The 18,196-nt window shown below is 69.2% G+C and carries 18 protein-coding genes; 6 read left to right on the top strand and 12 right to left on the bottom strand.

Translation table 11 applies throughout. The features are described from left to right. Positions 1-461 precede the first annotated feature (461 nt). Positions 462-1,484: a sensor domain-containing diguanylate cyclase gene (locus tag BFF94_RS20990; protein ID WP_128849142.1), complete on the top strand. Its 1,023-nt coding sequence runs from the start codon at positions 462-464 to the stop codon at positions 1,482-1,484. A 16-nt stretch (positions 1,485-1,500) separates the two neighbouring features. Here BFF94_RS20990 and BFF94_RS20985 read toward each other — a convergent pair whose 3' ends face one another. The 4 genes from BFF94_RS20985 to BFF94_RS20970 form a co-directional block, all read right to left on the bottom strand. After that, positions 1,501-1,953, bottom strand: coding sequence for a hypothetical protein (locus BFF94_RS20985; RefSeq protein WP_219139770.1), 453 nt, complete (start codon positions 1,951-1,953; stop codon positions 1,501-1,503). Then, entirely contained in the window at positions 1,953-3,353 is a 1,401-nt protein-coding gene (locus BFF94_RS20980; protein WP_219139769.1) for a phosphatase PAP2/dual specificity phosphatase family protein, read from the bottom strand. The genes BFF94_RS20985 and BFF94_RS20980 overlap by 1 nt, the downstream gene beginning before the upstream one ends. Next, entirely contained in the window at positions 3,350-5,119 is a 1,770-nt protein-coding gene (locus tag BFF94_RS20975) for a bifunctional alpha/beta hydrolase/class I SAM-dependent methyltransferase (protein ID WP_128845141.1), read from the bottom strand. The genes BFF94_RS20980 and BFF94_RS20975 overlap by 4 nt, the downstream gene beginning before the upstream one ends. 93 nt (positions 5,120-5,212) lie before the next feature. Beyond that, complete coding sequence (locus BFF94_RS20970) at positions 5,213-5,818, bottom strand: CDP-alcohol phosphatidyltransferase family protein (RefSeq protein ID WP_128845139.1); 606 nt, start codon at positions 5,816-5,818, stop codon at positions 5,213-5,215. A gap of 456 nt (positions 5,819-6,274) precedes the next feature. Between BFF94_RS20970 and BFF94_RS20965 the strand changes: the two genes are divergently transcribed. After that, complete coding sequence (locus BFF94_RS20965; RefSeq protein WP_128845137.1) at positions 6,275-6,907, top strand: lysophospholipid acyltransferase family protein; 633 nt, start codon at positions 6,275-6,277, stop codon at positions 6,905-6,907. 37 nt (positions 6,908-6,944) lie between these two features. Then, positions 6,945-7,874, top strand: a complete 930-nt coding sequence (locus BFF94_RS20960) for a phosphatidate cytidylyltransferase (RefSeq protein WP_128845135.1) — start codon at positions 6,945-6,947, stop codon at positions 7,872-7,874. 42 nt (positions 7,875-7,916) lie between these two features. Here BFF94_RS20960 and BFF94_RS20955 read toward each other — a convergent pair whose 3' ends face one another. Then, complete coding sequence (locus BFF94_RS20955) at positions 7,917-8,732, bottom strand: topoisomerase IV (RefSeq protein WP_128845133.1); 816 nt, start codon at positions 8,730-8,732, stop codon at positions 7,917-7,919. 94 nt (positions 8,733-8,826) lie between these two features. Next, positions 8,827-8,976 (bottom strand): hypothetical protein, encoded by a 150-nt coding sequence (locus BFF94_RS20950; RefSeq protein WP_219139768.1) that lies wholly within the window; start codon positions 8,974-8,976, stop codon positions 8,827-8,829. A 120-nt stretch (positions 8,977-9,096) separates the two neighbouring features. Here BFF94_RS20950 and BFF94_RS20945 point away from each other — a divergent pair, with 120 nt between their 5' ends. Next, positions 9,097-9,888 carry a response regulator transcription factor gene (locus BFF94_RS20945; RefSeq protein ID WP_219139767.1) on the top strand — a complete coding sequence of 264 codons (792 nt, stop codon included), beginning with the start codon at positions 9,097-9,099 and terminating at the stop codon, positions 9,886-9,888. Between the two features lie 57 nt (positions 9,889-9,945). On the opposite strand, the gene BFF94_RS20940 is transcribed toward BFF94_RS20945, so the two are convergent. Further along, the gene (locus BFF94_RS20940) at positions 9,946-11,775 is read right to left on the bottom strand and encodes a methyl-accepting chemotaxis protein (protein WP_219139766.1); all 1,830 of its coding nucleotides are present in this window, start codon (positions 11,773-11,775) and stop codon (positions 9,946-9,948) included. A 269-nt stretch (positions 11,776-12,044) separates the two neighbouring features. Here BFF94_RS20940 and BFF94_RS20935 point away from each other — a divergent pair, with 269 nt between their 5' ends. Then, on the top strand, positions 12,045-12,866 hold the full coding sequence (locus BFF94_RS20935) for a nitrilase-related carbon-nitrogen hydrolase (protein WP_128847785.1): 822 nt from the start codon (positions 12,045-12,047) through the stop codon (positions 12,864-12,866). A gap of 34 nt (positions 12,867-12,900) precedes the next feature. Here BFF94_RS20935 and BFF94_RS20930 read toward each other — a convergent pair whose 3' ends face one another. Genes BFF94_RS20930 through BFF94_RS20920 form a run of 3 tightly spaced genes read right to left on the bottom strand, consistent with a single transcriptional unit; the run spans position 12,901 to position 15,907 of the window. Further along, positions 12,901-13,212: an AtuA-related protein gene (locus BFF94_RS20930; RefSeq protein ID WP_219139765.1), complete on the bottom strand. Its 312-nt coding sequence runs from the start codon at positions 13,210-13,212 to the stop codon at positions 12,901-12,903. Then, positions 13,212-14,570: an acyclic terpene utilization AtuA family protein gene (locus BFF94_RS20925; RefSeq protein WP_219139764.1), complete on the bottom strand. Its 1,359-nt coding sequence runs from the start codon at positions 14,568-14,570 to the stop codon at positions 13,212-13,214. Before BFF94_RS20925 ends, BFF94_RS20930 begins: the two co-directional genes overlap by 1 nt. A 38-nt stretch (positions 14,571-14,608) precedes the next feature. Continuing rightward, positions 14,609-15,907 (bottom strand): CitMHS family transporter, encoded by a 1,299-nt coding sequence (locus BFF94_RS20920; protein WP_128843933.1) that lies wholly within the window; start codon positions 15,905-15,907, stop codon positions 14,609-14,611. A 97-nt stretch (positions 15,908-16,004) separates the two neighbouring features. Here BFF94_RS20920 and BFF94_RS20915 point away from each other — a divergent pair, with 97 nt between their 5' ends. Beyond that, on the top strand, positions 16,005-16,901 hold the full coding sequence (locus tag BFF94_RS20915) for a LysR family transcriptional regulator (protein ID WP_128843932.1): 897 nt from the start codon (positions 16,005-16,007) through the stop codon (positions 16,899-16,901). A 39-nt stretch (positions 16,902-16,940) separates the two neighbouring features. On the opposite strand, the gene BFF94_RS20910 is transcribed toward BFF94_RS20915, so the two are convergent. Next, complete coding sequence (locus BFF94_RS20910; protein ID WP_128843931.1) at positions 16,941-17,525, bottom strand: flavin reductase family protein; 585 nt, start codon at positions 17,523-17,525, stop codon at positions 16,941-16,943. 142 nt (positions 17,526-17,667) lie between these two features. Continuing rightward, positions 17,668-18,093: a VOC family protein gene (locus BFF94_RS20905; RefSeq protein ID WP_128843930.1), complete on the bottom strand. Its 426-nt coding sequence runs from the start codon at positions 18,091-18,093 to the stop codon at positions 17,668-17,670. Positions 18,094-18,196 lie beyond the last annotated feature (103 nt).

Here is an 18,196-nt window from a genome sequence, read left to right as displayed (position 1 = left end):
CGACTCCGCGTCGTCACGATCGCCCGGTCATCAAGCGCGTCGAACCCGACGCGCGCAAAGCAGCCATGCCCGTGAGTGAACATCCCCACAGCTTCCCCTCAATTAACTGACTTACCTGATTCATTTATCGAAACGATGTGGCACTTTCTTTAATCGTCCGACATCGTATGGCACGCGCGCGCCTGGCACAGGCACGCGCCCATTCGTCACACTATCTCAAAAACAGAACAAAACTCACCCCGATTCGCAACGGTGAAGCGAAAAAACCTCAATCCGGTCGGAAATGCTGCGCGAGATGAACGAGTGGCAAGAATTGCGCCGTTGTCGTCGAAAGGGCCGGACGGCATACTACCGGCGCTGCGGCTGGCCGGGGCGGTCCGTTGCAGACCGCCCGCGGAGCGGCGCCGTATGCTACCGCAAACCCGCGACACCGGACGCGCTTTCTTTCCTGGAAAACTGACTTGGATCAAATCGTCGACACCGCCACGCCTTCGCCCGCCACGCTGCTGCGCATCATCGCGGCGCAGACCGAAATCGCGAAACTCGGTCTCGACCTCGGCAGCGTGATGGCTTACGTGGCCGAGCAGGTGCCGCTGCTCACCGGCGCGAGCGCCGCCGCGGTCGAATTCGCCGAAGGTGACGACATGGTGTACCGCGCCGCATCGGGCACGGCCGCCGGGATGCTCGGGCTGCGGCTGCGCCGCTCGGGCAGCCTGTCGGGCCTGTGCGTGCAGCAACGCGAGTTGCTGCACTGCGTCGATTCGGAAACCGACCCGCGCGTCGATCGCGACGCATGCCGCCGGGTCGGCCTGCGCTCGATGCTCGTGATGCCGCTCACGCATGCCGACACGACGGTCGGCGTGCTGAAGGTGATGTCACCGGACGTCGACGGCTTCTCGCAGGCCGACGCCGGCACGCTGCGGCTGACGGCCGAACTGATCGCCGCCGCGATGTTCCACGCGGCGCGCAACGAGGCGAACGAGTTATACCTGCGCGCGACGCACGACGCGCTCACCGGCCTGCCCAACCGCGCGCTGTTCTACGACCGCCTGCGGCAGTCGATGCACACGGCGCTGCGCGCGAACGGCCGGCTCGGCATCCTCAACATCGACATGGACGGGCTGAAGCCGATCAACGACGGTTTCGGCCACCGCGCGGGCGACGCCGCGCTACGCGAGATCGCCACGCGGATGCAGGGTGCGGTGCGGCGCTCGGACACCGTCGCGCGCGTCGGCGGCGACGAATTCGCCGTGATCCTGCCGAATGTCGGCAGCCGCGACGACGTGGACGCGCAACGCGTGCGACTCGCGCGGCAGGTCAGCGAACCGTTCGAATTCGAGGGGCGCCCGCTGCAGCTCGGCGTCAGCGTCGGCGTCGCACTGCTGCCGGACGACGGCACCGACATGACCGCGCTGATCGAGCATGCGGATCAGGCGATGTATGAAGCGAAGCGGACGCGACCGCATCGTTCGATGCACGCGTAACGCCTGAAATGGGCCGCTAGCCGATCTGCGGCACCGCGATCGCGATCCCGACCACGACCCACTGCACGATCGCGACGAGCACGCCGGCCCGGCACAGCCCGACCGCGCCGCGCACGCGCGCGTCGAGCGCGCGTCCCGCCTTCCCCGCGTCGATCCAGCCGAGATCGGCGAGCGCACGATCGAGCGCCGCGAGCCCGTCGTCGATCGACGCATCGCCGGAGGCCGCTCGCGCCAGCGCGGCGAACAGCCGGCGGTCGATCTCGATACGCACCGCGTACCACAGCGCCGCGACCCCCGACCCCGTGCTGACGACGGCCAGCAGCACGCGGGCGAGCGTCGCCGGCGCCCAGCCCGACGCGATCCACCAGCCCGCGCCGGCCGCGGCCAGCGCGGCCGCGATCGCCCACGCCCCCGCATCGAGCGCGCCGCGCGCGGCGGCAATCCGGAATGGAGCGGACGGATCGCGCATCACCGGCCTCCCGCGCCGCGATGGCGATCGATCCAGTGCTGCAGCACGGCCACGCCGTCGTCCGACCACACCGCGTGCGGCCGCACCGCGCGCACCGCGGCCAGCGCGTCGCGCGCATCGCCGAACCCGCGCCGTGCCGCCAGCCACGCGGCCGCGCACAGTACGCTGCGCCCGTAGCCGAGCGCGCAGCAGACCAGCACGTCGCGCCCTTCGCCGTGCAGGCGTTCGAGCGCCGCGACAGCCTGCGCGAGCTGCGCGGCCGTCGGCGCGATCAGGTCGAGCTGCGGCACGGCCGCATACGCGAGCGACGCGTCGGCCGCGGTCCAGCGCGGCATTTCGGCCGTCAGGTCGACCAGCGCCGTGAAACCGTGACGCCGCACGTCGCGCGTCGTCGGCGTGCGGCCGATCGACACCCGTTCGTCGATCCGCACGGGCGCCGGCTGCCGGAACGTCCACAGCCGCGAATTGACGAACGCGCCGGCGATCGTCGGCGCGAGCAGCCAGCGGATGAAGACCGGGAAACGCCCGTGCGCGTCCTTCTGGAACGCACCGGGTGCGCCGCGCCGGTAGATCCACGCGACGCACGCGAGCGCCAGCGCGACCCACCCCGCCGCCAGCGCCCAGCCCGGCGCGCGCGGCACGCACCAGAGCGCCGCGAGTGCGACCAGCGCCGCGCCGAGCGCATAGCGGCGCGCGAGCGCGCGGCCGGCCGCGCCCGGCGACACGCCGGCCCCCGGCAGCCGGCCCGCGGCATCGCGCAGCGGAAACAGGAACAGCGCGAGACAGCCGACGGCCGCGCCGGTCGGCACGTCGATCACGTGATGCTGGTAGGTCGTCAGCACCGACACGCCGATCGCCGCGAACCACAGGTGCAGCACGACGCGCGCGAGCGTGCCGCGCAGGTGCTTCGCATAGACGGCCCACAGGACCACGAGCAATCCGATGTGCAGCGACGGCGCCTGGTTGAACGGCTTGTCGAACCCCATCAGCAGCGTGAACAGCGCGCCGGCCGCGCCGCCCGCGTCGGGCCGCTCGAAACCGAAGCGCAGCGGCCACGCGAGGAAGCACGCGACCGACACCAGTTGCACGGTCAACAGCCGCTTCACGTGATCGAGCAGATCCGCGCGGCGCGTCCAGAAGAAGAACGACAGCGCATACAGCAGGTCGATCGACCAGTACGGCACGATCGTCCACGGCACGAACGGGATCGCATGCTCCCAGCCGAACGCGAACGTCGGCACCGCCGCGCGGCGCGCGGCGAGCCAGTTCGCGAAGCCGTACGTCGAGAAGAACACGGCGCCCATCGCCGCGAGCCAGCCGAAGCGCAGCGCGAACGACGCGTCGCGCGCGCCGGCCGCCGGCTCGGCGAGGCCGCTCGCGCCGCCGCCGAGCGCGCTCATGACGCGTCGACCCGCTGCGCGAGACTGACCGTGAAGATGCCCATTTCGTCGATCCGCTGGTCGAGCTTGCGGAAGCCCGCGCGCGCGACGAGTTCGTCCATCTCGGCCTGCGAGCGGCGGCGCATCACCCAGGTCGCCTCGCCGCGGTGATTGTTCAGCGCGCGCGCGATGAATTCGAGCTGCGGGTGCCACGGCTGCCCCGTATAGACGAGATAGCCGCCCGGCGGCACGGCGTGCGCGAGCCCGCGCAGCGAACGTTCGATCAGCGCGTTCTCGCCGAACAGCTCGTAGAGGCCCGACACGATCGCAAGCGTCGGACGCGGCTCGAGTGTCGAGAGCGATGCCTCGTCGAACGCGTCGCCGCGCTCGAAGCGCGCGATCGGCTCGAGGCCGCGCTGCGCGATCAGCACGCGCCCGGCCTCGACGTTCGGCGGGCTGTAGTCGCGCAGCGTGATGTCGTCGGGTGCCGCGCCGTCGCGCTCGGCGGCCGTCGCGATCGCGTCGAGCACGTAGCGCCCGTGCCCGGCCGCGATGTCGACGATCCGCACCGGCGTGCCGTGGCCGCGCAGGCGGCCGATCGCCGTGCCGATCAGTTCCTGCAGGTGCACCTTGCGCTGGCGGATGCCGATCCAGCCCGGCGAATCGAGATAGGTGCGATCGATCAGCGCACCGACGCCGAGCCGCCCCTGCGCACGGTTGCGGTACACGTAGTCGAGCGTCGAGCCCGAATCGAAGCCGAGCCGCAGCCCGAGCGCGATGCCGTCCGACAGCGCGCCGCCGGCTTTCAGGCCGGCCCGCGTGAGCGCCCAGTACGCACGCGCGAACGCATTCGCGGGCGGACGGCCGAGCGCCGCGTATTCGTCGTGGAACGCACCGCGCCGGTCGGCATCGGCGAGCGACACGCGCGGGCTCGGCGCATCGAATTCGCGCAGCACGAACGTGCGCAGCGGCGCGAGCGCCTGCGCGCGGTCGCGTTCGCCGAGCGTGTCGTGATAGAAGCCCGGCAGCACGATGCGCTCCTTGCGCGCGGAGCCGAGCCGTTCGAAGAAGCGGTCCTGCGGGCCGCGATGCACGACCCAGTCGGCGCCCGAGATCAGCAGTTGGGTCGGCACGGTGATCGCGGCCGCGTCGGCGACGATCCGCTGCGCGGTGTCGTGCAGGTCGAGCAGCATGTTCACCGCGATCGGCCGCGTGATCAACGGATCGGACGCGTAGCTCGCGATCCGTTCGGGATCGTGCGTGAGGAATTTCGGCTTCACGTAGCTGTTCACGTAGAACAGCCCGCGCAGCTTGTGCATCAGCCGCAGCCCCGGCCGCGCGAACGGTACGTAGAGCTTGATGTGGAACGCCGGCGACGCGACGACGAGGCAGCGGATCGGCGGCGCGTAATCGTGCGCCCAGGTGGCCGCGAGCACCGCGCCGACGCTCTGGCCGACCACGGCCATGTCCTCGATCGCGACGCCGTGCGTGTCGCGGATATGTTCGACGAAGGTCTGCAGGTCGCGCACCGACGCGGCCGCGCTCGGGCTATAGCCGCGCGCGCCGGGCGAACGGCCGTGGCCGCGCGCGTCCCATGCGAAAAACGCGAAATCGGGCAGGTCGAGCTCGTCGACGAGGTGGGCGACGCGCGCCGAATGTTCGTGGCCGCGATGCAGCAGCACGATCGCGCCGCGGCAGCGTGGGCCCGTCGCGGGCCAGTGACGATAGAACAGCGTTTCGCCGTCGTGCGTGATGAAGTCAGCCTCGCGGGCCATGCGTGTGCTCATGTGATCTCTCTCGTTTCGTTATTCGAATCATTCGGCGCCGCCCTCCGGCGCCCGGTACTGCAACCTCCGGCAACCGCCCGCTTAACCGCCTACTTAACCGCCCTTTTCCGCGATGCCGGCCTGCACGCGCCGCACGACGGTCACGATCGACAGCACGATCAGCAGCCGCCACAGCCACGCGGCGACGCTGCCGACCGGCAGGCCGAAGCCGATCCACAGCGCGAACGCGCCGAGCGCCAGCGCGCGGTCGCTCTTGCCGAACGGGCCGTCGTAGCGGCGGCTCACGCCGACCAGCGGGCCGATCAGCCCCGCGCATTCGACGATCACCGCCGTCAGCGCGAACAGCCAGACGTCTGCCGGCGCGAACGCCGGAATCGCGAGAAACGGCAGCACCAGCGCGATGTCGGACACGACGTCGCCGAGTTCGTTCAGGTATGCGCCGAGCGTGCTCTTCTGGCCGTGCTCTCGCGCGAGCATCCCGTCGATCGCGTTGAGCGCCATCCGCGCGAACAGCCACAGCGGGATCAGCAGGAACAGCGCGCGGGCGAACACGCCGAGCCCGGCCAGCGCGCCGACGACGATCGAGCCGCCGGCCGCGAACAGCGTGACCTGGTTGGCGGTGACGCCGCGTGCGGCGAGCGAGTCCGCGAATGGCCGCAGACGGTTCTGGAATTTGGGTTTGAGTGCGTAGAGGCTCATCGTTTTATTTGCGCGGCACAATCGGACACGTTTCCTGCCGCCATGCCCCGGGCGGCGAAACGACCTTTGCAGGCTTTCAATGGACGGCCCTCATCGTCGCCGAGCGGCCCCGATGCGTCAAGCATGCGGCCCGGCCCGCCGCGCGGCGCCAATCTGGTGTTTTTGACGGAAACTCGCGATAATCCGCTGGCCCGATCGCAGCAAGATCTATTCGAACTGCAAACGGGCACTCGTGCAACAGCCGTTTATCACGCCGCCGACCGGCGCATTCGCCGCGACGCAACAGCGCGTGACGGCGAATCGTCCGATTCTCGCGGACCTGCGACAGGCAGCCACGAATTTGAAAAAATTTAAACAAGAGCCGTCCGGCGCGCGTCCTGTCGCGCCGGCATTCCGGGGTCCCGCCGGCCGCGCTTGCGCGGCCGGCCGGGCATGCAGGCAGGAGGCGCCGCACCGATGAACATCCTCAACGTCTGGCAGCGCGATTTCCTGCTGTCCATCGTGCGGCTCGTCGCCGGCGCGTATCCGGTCTGGCATCAGGCGCCGCCGTCCCCGACGCAGAAGATCTATTTCTCGAACCATACGAGCCACATCGACACGCTCGCGATCCTCGCCGCGCTGCCGCGCAACGTGCGCGCGGTCGTGCGGCCGGTCGCCGCGCGCGACTACTGGGACAGCAGCAACATGAAGCGCCACATCGCGCAGAAGCTGCTGAACGTCGTGCTGATCGACCGCCACCGCGAATCCGGTGGCGATCCTCTGGACCCCGTGCGCGACGCGCTGCGGCAAGGCCATTCGATCATCATCTTCCCGGAAGGCACGCGCGGCGCCGAGGTGCTGCCGCAACCGTTCAAGAGCGGGCTGTTCCATCTCGCGACCGAATTCCCGAACGTCGCGCTCGCGCCCGTCTACCTCGAGAACCTGCAGCGCATCATGCCGAAGGGCGCGATCTGGCCCGTGCCGCTGATCTGCAAGGTGCACTTCGGCTCGAACGACGCGCTCGGCGGCCAGGAAGAGAAGCCGACCTTCCTCGCCCGCATGCGCGACGCGGTCGTCGCGCTCGCGCCGCCACAGCGGCCGGCAGGCTGAACGCGGCGCCCTCTTCTCCCTTTTTCCGGATATCCCCATGCGAACTCTCTTCTGGGAACTGGTCGCGGGCGTCACGGGCGTGCTCGTCGTCGCCACCGTGATCGGCGCGATCCTCGGCGCACGCAGCGGCGGCCAGAGCTCGACCATCGTCAACCTGAACCAGCGCATCCGCGCGTGGTGGGCGATGATCGCGATCATGGCCATCGCGATCGGCCTCGGCAACAACGTCACGTACCTGGTGTTCGCGCTGCTGTCGTACCTGACGCTGCGCGAATTCATCACGCTCACGCCGACCACCGCGAGCGACCATACGACGCTGTTCATCGCGTTCTTCATCGCGATCCCCGTGCAGTACCTGCTGCTCGGGATCAACTGGTACGGGATGTATTCGATCTTCGTGCCGGTGCACCTGTTCTTCGCGATGTCGCTCGTGTCGGCGCTCACGCAGGACACGCGCGAATTCCTGAGCCGCAACGCGAAGATCAACTGGGCGCTGATGGTGTGCGTGTACGGGCTGAGCCATGCACCGGCCGTGCTGATCCTCGACATTCCGCGCTACGCGGGGCAAAACGCGCTGCTGCTGTTCTTCTTCCTGTTCGTCGTGCAGATCAGCGACGTGCTGCAGTACGTCGTCGGCAAGCTGTTCGGGCGCCGCAAGATCGCCCCGCAGCTGTCGCCGTCGAAGACGATCGAGGGCTTCATCGGCGGCGGCCTGCTCGCGACGCTGTGCGGCGCGTCGCTGTATCGCGTGACGCCGTTCAGCTTCGGCGCGGCGTTCGGGATCTCGCTCGCGATCGTGATCGCGGGCTTCGTCGGCGGCCTCGTGCTGTCGGCCGTCAAGCGCTCGCTCGGCACCAAGGACTGGGGCTCGATGATCGCGGGCCACGGCGGGATGCTCGATCGCGTCGACTCGATCTGCTTCGCCGCGCCGGTGTTCTTCCACCTCGTGCGCTACCTGTACGTGTGATGCGCGGGCGGCGCATCGCCGCCCGTTCCTGCGCGCGAAGGATCAGTACCCTTCGCGCAGCGCCTTCGGCACGATGTAGCGGCCGCGCGCCGCGTCGAATTTCACCGTATGGCGCACGTGAATGCGCTTGTCGCCGCGCGTGCCCGTTTCCGTGACAGTCAGCGGATAGACGTCGCCGGCGCCGGTCATGTCCGGCGCGATCTCGAAGCGACGTTCCTCGCAGCGTGCCTGCGCGTTCGCACATTCGGCCGACTCCGCATTGTCGAGCGCCTCGTCGATGCGCGCCGCCGCCAGCACCAGCGCATTGCCGTACGGCAGCCAGATCGAGCGGAGGCTTTGCGTATAGCCTTGCCGCGAATCGCGCTCGCCGATCACGAAACCGAACAGGTGCGGCCCGAGCCGCTGGATGCTCACCGTGCCCGGCTCGCCACGCTGGCCCGATGTAATACCCGTCTTCTTCAGCACCGGTTCGAGCGTCTTTCCGTCCGGCGCAGGCTGCAGCACGTACAAGTCGATCGTGCCCGGCGTCGCATCGGAATCCATGCCCGGCATCCCGTTCTGCACGGCCGCTTCGGTCTCGCCGCACATCGCGAGCAGCATGCGCGGGCCGTCCGCGGTCGCGACGCGCAGCGCGCTGCATGGCGCATAGATGACGTCGTCCCCGTCCGCCTGCCAGCCCTTGCGGTCCGCACGCCAATCGCCGTAACTGTCGTGGATGAACGTCTTCAGCTGACGGTCGGGTTGAACCGGATCGGCGGCGTGGACGGGCGACAACGCAGAGAGCGCCGTGAGCACCGCGAGCGAGGCGAGCGAAGCCGCGCACGGCTTGAGACGTTTTTTCCGGTGCGAGACAGTCATGACGAGGTTCGGTCGGAGTGAAAAAGCGTGTAACGGATGATTGCGAGCGCGCGCGATCACGGTTGCCGTGGCGCAATGCCGGTGCCGTCCGGCTTCAGCCGCGCGGTGGGCACCCACCCTTCGGCGCCACCGCGCCCGCGCAGCACAGCCCGGCCAGCGCGGCACGCACGGCGATCGCCGGGAGCCGCCGACGGCACCCGGCCTCGCCATGCGCGCCGCCCGGCGTTACGATCTCGTTCTTCATTCCAGAGTCCGGTCGATGCGCGCGACCCGTGCCGCACGCGCGAGCCCGTAGCGTACACACGCACGGCACGGCATCGCAAGCGCGCATCGCCCGGCCCGACACGGAGACACGGATACTCGCATGAACCTGACCTTGCAGGATGTCGCATGGCACCGGTCGGTCGGGCGGCTCATCGAGTCGCTCGACCAGCCGGGCTTCTGGCTGGCGCTGATCCGGCTGATCGAGGAATACGTCGCGGTCGACAGCTGGGTCGCGCTGACGTTCGGCGACGGCCGTCCGCAGGTGTTCGCCGAATGCCCGTACGAAGGCGACGGCCCCGATCCGCTGTTCCGCGACTACGTGCAGGGCCTGTACCAGCTCGACCCGTTCTACATCGCGAACCGCGACGCGCCGAGGAGCGGCCTGTTCCGGCTGTCCGACGTCGCACCGGAATGCTTTCGCGACACCGAGTACTACACGCTCTATTTCACGCACAACGTCGTCGAGGACGAGGTGCAATTCAACGTCGTGCTCGACGACGCGCGCACGCTGTGCCTGTCGCTCGGCAGCAAGCGGCGCTTCAGCCCCGAACAGGTCGCGCTGCTCGACCTGATCCGGCCGTGGGTGGCCGGGCTGATGCGCCAGCGGCTCGCGTTCGAGCCCACGCCGGCGGAGCATGCGCCGCCGCGCCGGTCCGGCGGCGCGGACGGCTTCGAGCAGGCGATGGAGCGGCTCGGCACGCCGCTGACCGCGCGCGAACTCGATGTGATCCGGCTGATCCTGAGCGGCCGCTCGAACAAGGAAGTCGCGAACAAGCTGGCGATTTCGGCCGAAACGGTCAAGGTGCACCGGCGCAACATCTACGCGAAGCTCGACATCAATTCGCAGTCGGAGCTGTTCTCGCTGTTCCTGAACGCACAGACCGGCCGATAACGCGCGGTCCGCGCCACCGCGCCGCTCCCGCGCCGTCGCGGCCCGGCGCGAGCCGCATCACGCCGGCATCGTATCGGCCGCGTGCGGACGCGCGAGCTTGAATTCGCCGACCGTTCGCGCGAGCCGCGCCGCCTGCTCGCGCAGCTGCGCCGCGGCCGCGGCGGACTCCTCGACGAGCGCCGCGTTCTGCTGCGTCGAGTGATCCAGCTGCGACACCGCCTGGTTCACCTGCGCCAGCCCGGTGCTCTGCTCGTTCGCCGCGACCGTCATTTCCGCGATCACGCTCGTGATGCCGCGCACGCCCTCGACGATCTCGTCCATCGTCGCGCCGGCCGTGTGCACGAGCCCCGAACCGCCCTCGATCTTGTCGACGGACGCCTGGATCAGCTGCTTGATTTCCTTGGCGGCCTGCGCGCTGCGTTGCGCGAGCGTGCGCACCTCGCCCGCGACGACCGCGAAGCCGCGCCCGTGCTCGTTCGCGCGCGCCGCCTCGACGGCCGCGTTCAACGCGAGGATGTTGGTCTGGAACGCAATGCCGTCGATCACGCCGATGATGTTCGAGATTTCGGTCGAGGCCGCCGTGATCTCGCCCATCGTCGCGACCACCTGGCTCACCACCTCGCCGCCGCGCATGGCGACGCCCGACGCCGATTCCGCGAGCCGGTTCACCTGCGTCGCCGCATCGGCCGAGTTGCGTGCCGTGCCGGCGATCTCCTCGAGCGCTGCCGCGGTCTCCTGCAGGCTCGATGCCGCATGCTCGGTGCGGCTCGACAGATCCTGGTTGCCCTGCGCGATCTCCGCGCTCGCCACGCTCACGGATTCGCTGAACCCGCGGATCTCCAGCAGGATCGCGCTGATCTTCTCCGCAAACACGTTGAACGCGCGCGCGATCTGCGCGGCCTCGTCGTTGCCGTCCGCCTGCAACCGCTTCGTCAGGTCGCCGCTGCCGCTCGCGACGTCGGTCAGCGCGTCGCGCACCAGCAGCACACGCCTGAACGCCGCGTTCGTCAGCGCGCCGACGAGCGCGGCCGCGATACAGGCCACGATGACGATGGCCGCGAGCGTCGTCGTCGCGACGGCCCGCATGCCGGACGTCACGTCCGACTGGTCGAGCGCCATCACGAGCGACCAGTCCGTCCCGGCAATCGCGCGCGCACGAAGCAGCTTGGTCACGCCGTCCACCGCGATCGCCACCGGCTCGGTCGCGGTCTGCAGGCCGGCGAGACGGTCGGGCGTCAGTTCGGGCGACAGCTCCGCGGCCGGCTTCATGATCAGGTCGGTCTTCGCGCCCGCGATGAGGCGCCCGCTCCGGTCGACCAGAAACGCGAAACTCGCCGGGCTCGGGTGCATCGACGCGACGATCGCGCTCGCGCGCTCCATGTAGAGGCTCGCCGCCAGCACGCCCTTCAGCGTGCCGCCGCGGACGATCGGCGCGGCGAAGGCGAAGGCGGGCTTGCCGGTCGTGGCATCCCGGTACAACGCAGTGACGACGAGCCGGCCGGCCTCGACCGCCTGCTTGTACCACGGGCGCGCGGTCGGGTCGTAGCCGGGCGCGAGCGGGACATTCGAGAACGCCGTGCGATCCGGCAGGCCGAGCGTCAGCACCTGGAAGCCGCCCGACTTGCCGAGCAGCGTCAGCGCCGGCAGCGGATCGCCTTCGCCGACCGGCAGCGTATCCGCGAGCGCCTGGGTCTGCTGGGCGCGGCTCGCGACCCACTCGTCGAGCGCCAGCGCGTGGCCGGCCAGAACCGACTGCAGGTTCTGATCGATGGTTTCGTCGTTGTGTCGCTTGACGACCTCGTATACGAGGCCGCCGGTTACAGCCAGCGCCGTGACGACGATGGCGACGCAAGTCGCCAGGATCCGAGCGCGAATTGATGACAGCATGATGACGGCGATCTCCGGTTGCGCGTTGTTATTGAATGGTCAAACGAGTACGCAACCGGTTTTAACGACCTGCCGCGATGCAACTTGAGGTTCGACTGGTCAGACCACTCAAAAAAACCGGGACGTCCCGACAGCGGCCGCGCAGATCAATACCCCCGAAGGGTTAACGCGTCGGCGGGATGGGCAACCCGCCGGATCAGCGCATACTGGGGCCTCTTCACCACCCTTCCGGCGCCACCGGCGACGGGCCCCTGCCACCGAAATCGCCCATGAAACTGAAGCTCGACATCGTCCAGCTCGCCGGCCGCGACGGCGACACGAAGTACAACCTGCAGCGCACGCTCGAAGCGATCGAGACCTGCGCACCCGGCACCGACATCGTGATGTTTCCGGAAGCGCAGCTTACCGGCTTCCTCGATCGGTCGAATCTCGCCGACGTCGCCGAGCCGCTCGACGGCCCGAGCATCCGCGCGGTCATCGCGGCCGCCCGCGCACGCGACGTCGCCGTCGTGGTCGGGCTGATCGAGAACGATGGCGGACGCTTCTACAACACGACCGTGTTCGTCACGCCGGACGGCATCGCGCTGCGCTATCGGAAGACGCACCTGTGGGTCAGCGAGCACGGCGTCGTGCTGCCCGGCGACCGCTACGCGACGGTCGAATGGCGCGGCGTGCGGATCGGCCTCCTGATCTGCTACGACAACGAATTCCCGGAAACCGGCCGCGCGCTCGCCGCGCTCGGCGCGCAACTGATCCTCATCACCGACGGCAACATGGAGCCGTACCGCTACGTGCACCGCACGTCGGCATCGGCGCGCGCGATGGAGAACCAGGTGTTCGCGGTGGTGGCCAACCGCGTCGGCGGCAGCTCGCACGACGTCGTGTACGCGGGCGGCAGCCTCGCGGTCGATCCGTTCGGCAACATGATCTTCGAAGCCGGCAACACCGAATCGCGTCACGCGGTCGAACTCGATTTCGGCCAGCTCGCCGCGTCGCGCGCGGTCTACGACTATCGCAAGGATCAGCGCCTGCACATTGCCGGCGAACGCATCGAGCACGCGGACGGGCGTCGCGAGCTGCTGATTCCGTGAGCGCCTGCCCGCACCGCGGCGGCGGCGCCTCCCGTCACGCCGGGTCGGGCACGTCGATCGCCAGCAGCGCCGAGCTGACCGACTTGCCATGCGCGTCGAGCGCGAGCGAACGCGTCACGCCGCCGCCGAGCGCATCGCGCAGCACGAAATTGAACGCACCGAGCGCCGGCAATTCGTAACGCACGACGTCGCCGTGCACGATGCCCGCGAGCCAGGCCTTCACCGCTTCCGCATCCAGATGCGTGCGCAGATGGTCGTAATGACGCGGATCGCGGCAGATGACCGATACGTTCAGCGTATTGCCCTTGTCGCCGGTGCGCGCATGCGCGAGTTCACGCAGTTGCATCATGCCTCCACGAATGAAAACGACGGCGTCACGGCCGCGCGCGGCAGCAGCACCGACTGCACGGCGATCACCTCGCGCGTCGACTTGAACGCGCCGCCGCCGCCGGCCGGCCCGTTCGTATAGAGCGTCTCGACTTCATTGCCGATCCGCGCCGCTTCGGCGGCGCTCGCCGCGCGGCCGGCCACCCGCACGCGCACCTCGGCCGGCTCCCCGCGCACGGCCGGCGTCGCGTCGCCATACAGCGAATCGACGCCGATCAGGTCGAAGCGCCACTCGGTCGCGGCGACGCCGGTCAGCGCCAGCCGCTCGCGCACGATGTCGAGCGCGAGACGCGCGCGCTCGCGCGCGCCCGGGCCGCCGTACGAGATCTGGCCTTCGCCGATCCAGCCGTCGACATAAGCCACCGACACCTTCAGCGTATCGGGCCGCGCGGTGCCGCGCCCGCCCGTCACGCGCACGCGATCGGTCGCCTCCTCCGCGACCGCAACGCGCGTGAAATCGGCGACGACATCGGGCTGCAGATACCGCGCCGGATCGTGAATCTCGTAGAGCAACTGCTCCTTGCAGGTCGCCTCGCTCACGCGGCCGCCCGCGTGCGGCACCTTGGTGATCACGACCGAGCCGTCGGCCGCGACTTCGCCGATCGGGAACCCGAGCCGCGCGAGATTCGGCACGTCCTTGTAGCCGGGATCGGCGAAATAGCCGCCCGTCACCTGCCCCGCGCATTCGAGCAGGTGGCCGACGACCGTCGCAGCCCCAAGCGTGTCCCAGTCGTCCATCCGCCAGCCGAACGCGTGGATCAGCGGTGCGGCGAACAGCGACGGATCGGCCACGCGCCCGGTCAGCACGACATCCGCGCCGGCCGCGAGCGCGTCGACGATCGGCGCGGCGCCGAGATACGCGTTCGCGGACACGATGCGGTCGCGATACGCGGCGACGTCGTCGCCCGACTCCTCGAACCGGAACGCGCCGCGCAGCACGACGTCGAACACGTCGTCGCCTTCGACCGCCGCGACCTTCAGCGCCGCGATGCCGAGCGATTGCGCGATCTGCGCGGTGCGCCGCGCGGCCGCGCGCGGATTCGCCGCGCCCATGTTCGACACGATACGCACGCCCTTCAGCGCGGCGACCGGCAGCACCGCGTGCATGCGCGCGTCGAGCAGCGGATCGTAGCCGAGCGCCGGGTCCTTGCGCCGCGCCTGCTGCGCGATCGCGATCGTGCGCTCGGCCAGGCATTCGAAGACGAGATAGTCGAGCTGCCCGTGTTCGGCCAATTCGACCGCGGGCTCGATCCGGTCGCCCGAGTAGCCGGCGCCCGCGCCGATGCGCACGCGCCGTTCAGGTTGCTTTGCTGTCATGTCCGTACCGTCGTCCGGCGGCACGCCGCCGGGAAAGATCAAAAAATGCCCAGCACGACGCACGCGATCGTCATCACGATCGAGGCGCCGAACAGCAGCGGGAACGTGAATTTCTGGTGCTCGGCCAGCTCGATGCCGCACAGGCCGACGACGAGGAACGTCGCGGGCGTCAGCGGGCTGACCGGGAACCCCGTCGTCATCTGGCCGAGCAACGCGGCCTGCCCGACCTGCACGGCCGGCACGCCGAGCTGGCCGGCCACCTCCGCGATCACGGGCAGCACGCCGAAGTAGAACGAATCGGGATCGAACAGCATGCTGAGCGGCATCGACGCGAGGCCGAGCACTACCGGAATGTGGCCGGCCATCGACGGCGGCACGAAGCCGACCGCCGCCTGCGCCATCGCCTTCAGCATCCCGCTGCCCTGCATGATCCCGGTGAACACGCCGGCCGCGAGCAGGATGCCGGCCATCATCAGCGCGGCGCGCGCATGCGCGTCGATCCGCTTCCGCTGCATGTCGACGTCCGGGTAATTCACCATCAGCGCGATGCACAGCCCGACCATGAACATGATCGCGGGCGGGATCTTCTCGCCCATCACGACCATGGTGCCGAGCACGACGAGGGTCAGCGCGAGGTTGAACCAGAACAGGTGCGGCCGGCGCAGCGCCTGCTCGTCGGGCGTCAGCTCGCGCTTCGGCAGCGGAATGGACGCATCGTCGCGCGACAGGCCGAGCCGCTTCTCCTCGCGCCGCCCGAGCCAGTACGCGACGCCGAACACGAACACGAGCCCGATCGCCTGGACCGGGATCAGCGGATTGAACAGCGCCGACACCGGCAGGTGCAGCGACGCGGACGCGCGGATCATCGGCCCCGTCCACGGCAGGAAGTTGATGCCCGCGGCCATCGACACGGCAGCGGCCAGCACGCGCCGGTCCATCTTCAGCCGGTCGTACAGCGGCAGCACGGCCGGAATCGTCACGAGAAAGCAGACGGCGCCCGAGCCATCGAGGTGGATCAGCAGTGCGAGCAGCGTCGTGCCCATCACGATGCGCGTCGGCCGCGTGCCGACCGCGCGCAGGATGCGGTCGATGATCGGGTCGAGCGTGCCGGCATCGGTGATCGTCCCGAAATACAGGATCGCGAACACGAACATCCCGACGACGGGCGCGAGGCCCTTCAGCCCGTCGACGACGAACTTGCTGGTATGCAGCCCGAAGCCGCCGATCAGCGACGCGGCGATCGGCACGATGATCAGCGCGACGAGCGGCGACATCCGCTTCGACAGAATCGCGGCCAGCAGCACGACGATCGTGCCAAGCCCGAGTAACGGCAGCATCCGTGTCTCCTACCTTGTCTTTTATTGGAGACGAGCGTAAGGTCGGCGCAGCGATAGCACAATTGAAATGATTTGATCGCAGCAATCACGAATCGTTATGGATCTGAATCTTCGCGACATCCGCGCGTTCGTCACCGTCGCGCACGCCGGCAACTTCACGCGCGCGGCCGCGCACCTGCACCTGTCGCAGCCGGCGCTGACCGTGCAGATCCGCCGGCTCGAGGAAATCGTCGGCGCGCGCCTGTTCGACCGCAACAGCCGCAGCGTCGCGCTCACGCAGACCGGGCGCGAGCTGCTGCCGCTCTTGCAGCGCTCGCTCGACGACATGGAGCGCGTGCTGCGCGATGCGCGCGCGCTCGGCGAAGGCGCGAGCGGCACGGTGCGGCTCGCGTGCCTGCCGACCTTCGCGTCCAGCGTGCTGCCGGAGCTGATCCAGTCGTTCCGGCGCGACGTGCCGCGCGCGGGCTTCGAGATCCGCGACGGCGTCGCGAGCCTCGTCACCGCGCTCGTGCGCAACGAGGAAGCCGATCTCGGGCTGACCGGCGGCGACACGTTCGATGCGTCGCTGGAAGTGCTGTATGCGGGCGCCGACCGGCTCGTCGCCGTATGCCCGAAGGATCATCCGCTCGCGCGCAAGCGGCGCGTGAGCACCGCCGACGTCGCAAGCGTGCCGCTCGTGCTCACCGCGCGGGGCACGAGCGTGCGCAGCGTCGTCGATGCCGCGCTGGACGCGGCCGGCTGCACGCCCGACATCGCGTGCGAGCCGACCTACATGATGACGGCCGTCGCGATGGTGCGCGGCGGCCTCGGCGTGACGATCCTGCCGGCAAGCGCGCGCGAGGTGCGTGCCGAGCCCGACCTCGTCGCGAAACCGATCGACGACCCCGCATTCGTGCGGCCGATCGCGCTCGTCGCGAAGCGCGGGCGTACGTTGCCGCGCGTCGCGCAGGCGTTCGCCGCAGCGATGCTGGCGGCATTGAAACAGCGCGCGTGAGCCGCGCGCCCGGATCGGGAACGGATGCTTCCCCGGCGCTTACCGTGCGTCCGGATCGACGTGCAGCGATTCGCCGATCGCATAGAAATTGCCGCCCGCGATGTAGTGCAGGCTGCGCAGCGCGGGATCGGCCGATTCGAAATACCAGTGGCCGTCGCGGAACACGCGCGTGTCGGACCACGCGCCGACCACCTCGCCGATGAACAGGTCATAGGTCTGCTGGTTGTGCGGCTCCGGAATCAGCTTGCAGGCGAGCCAGCCCGAGCAGCCGGCGACGAACGGCAGGTCGTGGCAGTCGACGTCGAACAGCGTGACGCCCGCTTCGCGCAGCTTGTCGGGCCGCTCCGCGAGACTGTGGCTGCCGACCGCATGCGTGAGCTGCAGCTGCGCGGCCGTCGGCACCTGGATCACGAACGTGCCGCTGCGCTCGACGAGCTCGCGCGTCTTCGCGGATTTGTCGAGCACGACCGTCAGCTTCGGCGGCAGGAAGTCGAGCGCGCACGCCCATGCGGCGGCCATCACGTTGTCGACGCCGTCGTGGCGGGCCGACACGAGCACGGTCGGGCCGTGATTGAGGAGACGGTACGCTTTGTTCAGCGCCACCGGCGCGATGTGACTGTCCATACGGGTTCCTTGGAGAACGGCGCGCACGGACGGATGCCGTGCGGCACGGCGTCGGCCGGCGCGCGCGTGCGCGCGTGCGTGCGACCGGGCCGGAGGCCGCATTCTCGCACTCAATTTCAATCGGCGCAGACGGCCCGCTCCGTCACTTCGCGAACAGCTGGCCGATGTCGCGGAACGCCTTGAATTCGAGCGCATTGCCGCACGGATCGAACAGGAACATCGTCGCCTGTTCGCCGACCTGCCCCTGGAACCGCACATACGGCTCGATCACGAACGTCACGCCGAACGATCTCAGCCGCTCGGCCAGCGCTTCCCAGCTCGCCCAGTCGAGCACGATCCCGAAATGCGGCACCGGCACGTCGTGACCGTCGACGGCATTCGTATGCGCGCCTTCCTGCGACGCGGTCTTCGGATGCGCGTGGATCACGAGCTGGTGCCCGTAGAAGTCGAAGTCGACCCATTGCGCGCTCGAGCGCCCTTCTGCCAGCCCGAACACGCGGCCGTAGAAATCGCGCGCGGCCGGCAGGTCGTAGACCGGAATCGCCAGGTGAAACGGGGAAAGACTCATGGTTGCCTCGTGAAGGAACGCTCGCGTGGCGCGAGGATGGCCCCATGGTAGACAACGTCAAGCAAAAATTAAATCAATATATAATTTCGCGATTCACAAACGG

It is taken from the genome of Burkholderia catarinensis, from assembly GCF_001883705.2.
GTDB lineage: Bacteria > Pseudomonadota > Gammaproteobacteria > Burkholderiales > Burkholderiaceae > Burkholderia > Burkholderia catarinensis.
This window is presented reverse-complemented; position numbering and strand designations above follow the sequence as displayed.

Bases quoted from the DNA above. Each gene is read 5' to 3' on its own strand.
- BFF94_RS20985 (WP_219139770.1), bottom strand. From the start codon at position 1,953: ATGCGCGATCCGTCCGCTCCATTCCGGATTGCCGCCGCGCGCGGCGCG.
- BFF94_RS20955 (WP_128845133.1), bottom strand. From the start codon at position 8,732: ATGACTGTCTCGCACCGGAAAAAACGTCTCAAGCCGTGCGCGGCTTCG.
- BFF94_RS20970 (WP_128845139.1), bottom strand. From the start codon at position 5,818: ATGAGCCTCTACGCACTCAAACCCAAATTCCAGAACCGTCTGCGGCCA.
- BFF94_RS20980 (WP_219139769.1), bottom strand. From the start codon at position 3,353: ATGAGCGCGCTCGGCGGCGGCGCGAGCGGCCTCGCCGAGCCGGCGGCC.
- BFF94_RS20975 (WP_128845141.1), bottom strand. From the start codon at position 5,119: ATGAGCACACGCATGGCCCGCGAGGCTGACTTCATCACGCACGACGGC.
- BFF94_RS20910 (WP_128843931.1), bottom strand. From the start codon at position 17,525: ATGGACAGTCACATCGCGCCGGTGGCGCTGAACAAAGCGTACCGTCTC.
- BFF94_RS20965 (WP_128845137.1), top strand. From the start codon at position 6,275: ATGAACATCCTCAACGTCTGGCAGCGCGATTTCCTGCTGTCCATCGTG.
- BFF94_RS20940 (WP_219139766.1), bottom strand. From the start codon at position 11,775: ATGCTGTCATCAATTCGCGCTCGGATCCTGGCGACTTGCGTCGCCATC.
- BFF94_RS20920 (WP_128843933.1), bottom strand. From the start codon at position 15,907: ATGCTGCCGTTACTCGGGCTTGGCACGATCGTCGTGCTGCTGGCCGCG.
- BFF94_RS20915 (WP_128843932.1), top strand. From the start codon at position 16,005: ATGGATCTGAATCTTCGCGACATCCGCGCGTTCGTCACCGTCGCGCAC.
- BFF94_RS20930 (WP_219139765.1), bottom strand. From the start codon at position 13,212: ATGCAACTGCGTGAACTCGCGCATGCGCGCACCGGCGACAAGGGCAAT.
- BFF94_RS20960 (WP_128845135.1), top strand. From the start codon at position 6,945: ATGCGAACTCTCTTCTGGGAACTGGTCGCGGGCGTCACGGGCGTGCTC.
- BFF94_RS20905 (WP_128843930.1), bottom strand. From the start codon at position 18,093: ATGAGTCTTTCCCCGTTTCACCTGGCGATTCCGGTCTACGACCTGCCG.
- BFF94_RS20935 (WP_128847785.1), top strand. From the start codon at position 12,045: ATGAAACTGAAGCTCGACATCGTCCAGCTCGCCGGCCGCGACGGCGAC.
- BFF94_RS20945 (WP_219139767.1), top strand. From the start codon at position 9,097: ATGAACCTGACCTTGCAGGATGTCGCATGGCACCGGTCGGTCGGGCGG.
- BFF94_RS20950 (WP_219139768.1), bottom strand. From the start codon at position 8,976: ATGAAGAACGAGATCGTAACGCCGGGCGGCGCGCATGGCGAGGCCGGG.
- BFF94_RS20925 (WP_219139764.1), bottom strand. From the start codon at position 14,570: ATGACAGCAAAGCAACCTGAACGGCGCGTGCGCATCGGCGCGGGCGCC.